Genomic DNA, 5,996 nt, shown 5'->3' on the forward strand with positions numbered 1-5,996 from the left:
GATCGGGACCGGCCCGGCCGCCGTCGGCACCCCGCGGCCGCGCTCGACGAGATGGCGCATCACCCCGTCCGCGGCGGCCAGCCCGAATGCCGAGCCACCGGTGAGCAGCACGGCGTCGACGCCGACGACGGTCCTCCCCGGCGCGAGCACGTCGAACTCCCGTGACGCCGGCGCCCCGCCGCGCACCTCCCCCGAGGCCACGGTCTCCGGCGGCAGCTCCACGACCGTGCAGCCGGTCAGCCCCACCGGATCGGTCCAGTGCCCGACCCGCACCCCGTCCACCCCGATCCCCACCGCTCGGAGCCTCGCACGGCCCACGGGGAGCGACAAGCAGGGACATCCACGGCCCGCCGCCGGGGGCGGCCCACGGCGGCGGGCCTCGTCACCACGACAGCCAGCGTCGCAGGATCCGGCGCGCCGACGAGGGGGCGGGCCGGATCCTGGGCGGGGCGGCCACCACCCGGTGGCTGGCTGCCAGCGCCCTGAAGATCTCGTTGGCGGGGTGGTAGCGCAGAACGACCGCGAGCAGTCGCCGGTAGGGATCGGGCACCACGCCGTTCTCAAGACTGTGGAAGATCATCCCCCACGCGTCGAGGGGGGTGAAGTTGTCGATGTTCGGCCGCAGTTCCACCGGGAACCCGATCGCGTCGAGCACCCGGCCGCCGCCGGCCGAGGTGGGGTGGACCCGCGCCATCTCGTCCCGGAACCCCGCGAGGTCCTGGGCGGTGAACGGGGGGCCGTCCGCCGCCTCCGGGAGGACCGAAACGTTCGTGACCAGAGCGTTGAACCGCTGCTCGACGAGATCACCGAGCGCGCTCGTGAGAACCGGAGCCAGCTCGATGATCTCGGACCGGGAACCGCTCGCGAGTCGCTCCTGATGCCGGCTGATCTGCCGGGCCAGCTCGATCGACCGGGCCCGGATGTTGCCGCGCTCAACACCACCCACGTACGGCACCTTCTGCTCGATCATGCGGCGCAGGTATCGGGCCGCCAGCCCGAGGTCCGCGGCCGCGCCAAGGCGAACCCCGTCGAGTTCCGCCGCCGCCCGCGGACCGTCCGCTCGCAGCGCGAGCACCCGTTCGAGGGCCGCCATCAGATGATGCACGGCGGCGATACGCGGCTGCTGCCGCCAAACTCCATGTCCGACGAGGACCTGGAGCGCGCTGAGGAGCCCGTAGACGCCGAAGATCCCGAACACCTTCAGCAGCAGGAAGGTTGTTCCGTGGGGCGGGGTGTTACGCAGGAAGACGCCGCCGACCAGGAGAACGGTGCCAAGCGTCGAGAGAACGAAAGGGGGAAAGAAAAGCCACTTCGTCCGGGCGTAGAACCGGGCACGCTCGGCAAGATCAGCGACGAGCAGGTCGTTCTCCCACGACACTTCCCCGCCGTTCGGCTCGCGATCGACCGCGGCCACCCGCGCTCGCGCACGCCGCTTCTGTCGCCGGCCGACGCCCCAGAGCCGAGAGGCCGCCAGCGGGCAGAAACACATGGTCATGGCGATCATGACAATCGACAGCTGCAGGACAGAGGAACCCAGAAAGACAAGCCACGAGGCCGCCGCCGACCCGCCGGAACCGGTACCGATCTTCCCTCCCCGCAGCTCCGGACCGAATGCCGATCATACGGCGGTATACCCGACAGAACGGCTCAGCGCAGTGGTCGGGACCAGGAGGGCCTTACCGGCAGACGACGGGAGGTGCTTCCCGCCGGGCGAGGCGCAACGCGATGGTGGCGGGCCAGCTCGACCAGCACCGGATTGGCGGGGCGCGCCGCCAGCGCACCAGCCAGCAGCCTGGGCCACGGGTCCGCGACGGCGCCCTGGCGGAATTCGTGGAAGATCTGATGCCAGGCCACCGCCGGAGAGTGATGGTCGATGCTCGGCCGCCGTTCGGGTCCATAGCCCAGCGGCGTCAACAGCGGATCCGCGGAGCCGGAGGTGGTGTAGATGGTCGCCAGTTCGTGCTGGAGGCGATCCACGTCGTCGGCGTTCCAGACCCGGCCGCCGGCCCCGTTCCCGCCCTCGACCGGCCCCGGCCCCGGCCCCGGCTCCAGCCCCGGCCAGCGGTGTTCGACCAGCGCGGCCAACGTGCGCGCCACGGCCGGGACGACCGCGACGATCTCCTCGCGTGAGCCGTAGGTCAGGACCCGCTGGTGCGACGTGACCGCCGCGGACAGCTCCGCCGCCCGCTGGCGGACGTCGACCAGCTCCGCCCGGGCCATGTTCGGCACGCGCCGGCCGACCAGGCGGCGCAGGTACCGAGCGGACTGGCCGAGAGTGGCTATGCCCTCCTCACGAGCCCTGTCGACGTCGACGCTGGCACCGTCCGCACCGTCCGCACCGTCCGCACCGTCCGCCGTCAGTGACAGCAGGATTTCGAGAGTTCGCAGCAGGTGGTGCGCGGCGAAGTAGCGCGGGTACCGGTTCCACACCACCCGCTGAATGGCGACGACCGCCGCGAGGAACAGCAGATAGACCACGGCGACGACGAGAACCCGGACGAGCGCGATCGTCGGAACGCTGTCGGACCGGGCCGAGTCGCGCAGCAGGATCCCCCAGCAGGTAAGCAGAAAACCAACGGACATGATCGCGAACGGCGGCAGGGACAGCACGAGGGTGCGCGTCACGAGCCGGCCGCGCCGCGCGACGCTGTCCACCACGAGATCCGCCGGCAGTGGGTCCGAAAGCAGAGAGTCCGAAGGCAGAGAGTCCGCCGCGGCTTCCAGGGCGCCTGCCACGACCTCGAGACGCGCCCGCGCACGGCGGAGCTGGCGCCGACTCGCACCCCGCGGCCGCGCGGACGCGAGCGGGATGGCGAAGATACTCAGCCCGAGTACGGCGGAGGCGAGCCCCAGAACGGACAGGCCCAGCGAGAGGAACCCGGAGCCCAGGTGTTCCGCCTCGGAACCGGAAGGAATTCCAGCGATCCGTCTCTCCCTCCGCGACGCACCGGAGGCGATTCTACTGTGGGCACTTCTGCTTCTCCCGTTGCGCAGTCCAGGGGGTGCTCACCAAGCAGGTGGCGAGTCTGGGCGTGCTCAGCGGCGGCCGGCCGCCGCTCGGGCCCACATCGACGAGTACCTGGACGCGATGACCGCCGCCGCGGCCGGGGAGTTCCTCGACCGACACGCCGGCCTTCCCGACTGACGCACCGACCGGCGGCGCCGGGTTCGGCCGGCGCCGCCGGAGACTTGCGAAAGCGAATACGGGGCACCGATCGGATTGGTACCGTCGGCCGGCACCTGGGAATTCGGTTCGCCAACCTGATGGAGTAGACGCCTCGTGAGCCTGAGCAAACGTGCCCGGCAGTTCCAGGAATTACTTGAACAACGCGGTCTGGGGTTGACGGTCACCGAGCTGCCGGACTCCACGCACACGGCGGACGAGGCCGCACGGGCCCTCGGCTGCGCGCAGGGGCAGATCGTCAAGTCCCTGGTCTTCCGGAACACGGCGACCGACGCGCCCGTCGTCGTGCTCGCCAGCGGATCGAACCGGGTGGACGTGGCGCGGGTCGGCGCGGCGCTGGGCCATCCGATCGCCATGGGGGACGTCGCTTTCGTGCGGCGGGTGACCGGATTCCCGATCGGCGGCGTCCCGCCGATCGGTCACCGGGAGGCGTCCGACCTGTTCGTCGACGAAGACCTGCTCGACTTCGACGAGGTCTGGGCCGCCGCCGGCACTCCGCACGCTGTCTTCCGTATCCCCGGGAAGATCACCGAGATCCTGCCCGAGCACACGGTCCTCACCGTCGCACTGAGCCGCACCACCGCCTGAGCGCCGGCGTCCGGGCGACGGCACTGTGATCGCTGACCTCCGTCAGACCGACTGGCGCTCGGCGTAGAGGCGCGCCCACTCCTTGCGGGAGCGGATGGCGGTGTCCACGTCGGTCGCGGTGGCCCGCAGGGCACCGACCGTCGCCCGGGGCTTCGGGAGCTCGACGAACGGGTCCCAGTTGAAGAACCGGCAGGCGTTCTGCCAGGTGATCTTGTCTATCTCCGCGTCGGTGGCGCCGGCGTTCGTGAGCTCGTCGTGCACGAACTCCGGGGCCGTCGGCCAGATCGAGTCCGAGTGCGGGTAGTCGCACTCCCACGCGATGTTGTCGATGCCGATCTCTCGGCGCAGCCGCAGCGACGTCGGGTCGGTGACGTAGCAGGCCAGGGCGTGCTCCCGGAACACCTCGCTCGGCAGCTTGCCGCCGAAGTCCCGGCGCAGCCAGCGCTGGTTCGTGTAGTGCCGGTCGCAGCGGTCAAGGTAGAACGGAATCCACCCGATGCCGCCCTCCGAGAAGGCGAACTTCAGCTGCGGGTAGGTACGCATCGCTGGGCCCCACAGCAGGTCCTGCGCGCTCAGCGAGGAGATCTGGGCAGCAAGGATGATCATGTTGTCGATCGGCGCGTCCGGCGCGAGCTTCAGGGCGCCGAACCCGGTGCCGATGTGCAGGCACATCACCAGTCCGTGGTCGGACAGCGCCTGGAAGACCGGGCCCCAGAAATCCAGGTCGTGGTAGCTCGGCAGCTTCTCCAGATGCGGTAGCTCGGGCAGGCTGACCGCTCGGCAGCCCTTCGCCGCGACCCGGCGGATCTCGTTGACCATCAGCTGCGGGTCCCAGGTCGGCAGCAGCGCCAGCGGGATGAACCGGCCCGGGTAGGTGCCCGCCCACTCGTCGATGTGCCAGTTGTTGTACGCCTGGATCATGACGACGGTGGTGTCGGTCTTGTAATGGTTGAGATGGCCCGCGCTGAAACCGGCGAACGTCGGAAAGCACATCGAGGCGAGGATGCCGTTGCGGTCCATGTCGCGGACCCGGTCGTGGATGTCGTACGCCCCGGGGCGCATCTCGGCGAACCCGGCAGGATCGAGCCCCCACTCCTCCGCCGGCCAGGACACCACCGCGTTCAGCCCGCTGACCCCGGTCACCCGACCCTGGTAGATCCACTCATCGACGCCCTGGTCATTCGTGACGACGTGCGGGGCCTGGTCGGCCAGCCCCGCCGGGACGTGGTCACGGAACATGTCGGGCGGCTCGACCACGTGGTCGTCGATGCTCACCAGCACCATGTCGTCGATGTTCATCGCCACTCCTCGTTCGTCGGCTCTGGTCGTCCGTCATCTACCGCTAACCCCGTTGTACGCTGACGAAGCATGACCGTCTCCGCAGCTCCGGCCAGAATTCATGCAGAACCGGCCACAGCCGAACCAGTCCGGCATGGTCTGGTCGACATGCGCCAGGGCGGCCATGGCCTCGGCGGCAGCTACCTGTTCGAAGGCGGTGATCTGGTCACCGGCTGGCACTCCCACGACCTGCACCAGATCGAGTACGCCGTCAACGGCGTGATCGAGGTCGAGACCGCCGCCGCCCACTACCTGCTGCCACCCCAGCAGGCCGCCTGGATTCCGGCCGGCCTGGAGCACACGACGACGATGAAGGCCTCGGTGCGCTCGATCGCCGTGCTGTTCGACCCCGCGCTCATCGCCCAGCCAGGCGACCGGGCCCGCATCCTCGCGGTGCCACCCCTGATCCGCGAGATGATGATCTACGCCCAGCGCTGGCCGATCGTCGGCGCGCGGCCCGACCCGATGGCCGACGGCTTCTTCCGCACCCTGGGCCATCTCGTCACCGAGGCCCTCGACCACGAGGCTCCGCTGAGCCTGCCCACCGCGACCGACCCGATCGTCGCCGCCGCCGCCGCGTACACCCGCGAGCACCTGGCCACGGTCAGCGCGGCCGGGGTGGCGCGGGCCGTCGGGATCTCCGAGCGGTCGCTGCGCCGCCAGTTCCAGGCCTCGCTCGGCGTCCCCTGGCGCGCCTATCTGCTGCGAGCCCGGTTGCTGCGGGCGATGGCGCTGCTTGCCGAGCCCGGGCCGACCGTCCTCGACGTGGCGACCGCGGTCGGGTTCGACAGCGCCAGCGCGTTCGCCCGCGCCTTCGCCGAGCGCTGCGGCGAGACCCCGTCCGCCTATCGGCACCGCGCGTCAGCGCCGCCCGCGCCCTCCGGGC

The 5,996-nt window shown here is 70.6% G+C and carries 6 protein-coding genes; 2 read left to right on the forward strand and 4 right to left on the reverse strand.

Annotation, left to right across the window (positions count from 1 at the left end; genetic code table 11):
* From MXD58_RS17960 to MXD58_RS30755, 3 genes are all read right to left on the reverse strand, one after another.
* Positions 1–294, reverse strand: a 294-nt coding sequence (locus MXD58_RS17960; protein ID WP_250609614.1) for a P1 family peptidase, incomplete at its 3' end; no start/stop codon positions are given.
* 88 nt (positions 295–382) lie between these two features.
* Positions 383–1,414, reverse strand: a complete 1,032-nt coding sequence (locus MXD58_RS30750) for an effector-associated domain EAD1-containing protein (protein WP_248840629.1) — start codon at positions 1,412–1,414, stop codon at positions 383–385.
* A 233-nt stretch (positions 1,415–1,647) separates the two neighbouring features.
* A complete protein-coding gene (locus MXD58_RS30755; protein WP_248840628.1) occupies positions 1,648–2,655 on the reverse strand; it encodes an effector-associated domain EAD1-containing protein in 1,008 nt (335 codons plus the stop codon).
* A gap of 625 nt (positions 2,656–3,280) precedes the next feature.
* Between MXD58_RS30755 and MXD58_RS17975 the strand changes: the two genes are divergently transcribed.
* Complete coding sequence (locus MXD58_RS17975) at positions 3,281–3,772, forward strand: YbaK/EbsC family protein (protein ID WP_248840627.1); 492 nt, start codon at positions 3,281–3,283, stop codon at positions 3,770–3,772.
* 42 nt (positions 3,773–3,814) lie between these two features.
* On the opposite strand, the gene MXD58_RS17980 is transcribed toward MXD58_RS17975, so the two are convergent.
* A complete protein-coding gene (locus MXD58_RS17980; protein WP_248840626.1) occupies positions 3,815–5,071 on the reverse strand; it encodes an amidohydrolase family protein in 1,257 nt (418 codons plus the stop codon).
* Positions 5,072–5,218: 147 nt separating this feature from the next.
* Between MXD58_RS17980 and MXD58_RS17985 the strand changes: the two genes are divergently transcribed.
* A partial coding sequence (locus tag MXD58_RS17985; RefSeq protein WP_250609615.1) for an AraC family transcriptional regulator occupies positions 5,219–5,996 on the forward strand: 778 nt, incomplete at its 3' end.

The sequence above is a fragment of the Frankia sp. AgKG'84/4 genome (assembly GCF_023242965.2).
In the GTDB taxonomy this organism is placed as follows: Bacteria; Actinomycetota; Actinomycetes; order Frankiales; family Frankiaceae; genus Frankia.